Source organism: Pseudoalteromonas sp. SR45-6, from assembly GCF_014163545.1.
GTDB classification, from domain to species: Bacteria; Pseudomonadota; Gammaproteobacteria; order Enterobacterales; family Alteromonadaceae; genus Pseudoalteromonas; species Pseudoalteromonas rhizosphaerae.
In genome coordinates this window covers 1-310 of record NZ_JACJDM010000220.1, presented here as the reverse complement: position 1 = coordinate 310, position 310 = coordinate 1, and the positions used below count along the sequence as shown (strand labels likewise).

Below are 310 nucleotides of genomic sequence, written 5' to 3'. Positions count from 1 at the left end.
GACTTTGATCACCGATTCTCATCAGCTTTGATCACCTGATTTATCATTTTGTAGAGCCGTTTTTAAATTAGCTTAACTGATCATCATCAGTCAATTTATTTAACTGTTTTCGTATCGATTCTCCTTTTAAGTTCAACTTAATTGAACCATGAATTAGCCTATCTAAAATGGCGTCAGCATGGGTTGATTCTCCTATCATTTCATGCCAGTTTTCCTGTGGTAGCTGGCTTATAATTATGTGTGATTTATACCCATACCGCGCATCGATTAATTCGAGTAAGTCACCTCGTTGCTGAGCACTCAGTGGTTC

Annotated in this window: 1 protein-coding gene; it reads right to left on the bottom strand. The window is 37.7% G+C overall.

All coding sequences use genetic code 11. The annotated features are described in order from the left end of the window. Positions 1-67 precede the first annotated feature (67 nt). Positions 68-310 (bottom strand): ATP-binding protein (locus tag H5158_RS22990; protein ID WP_182740999.1); only part of this gene is annotated, 243 nt, incomplete at its 5' end.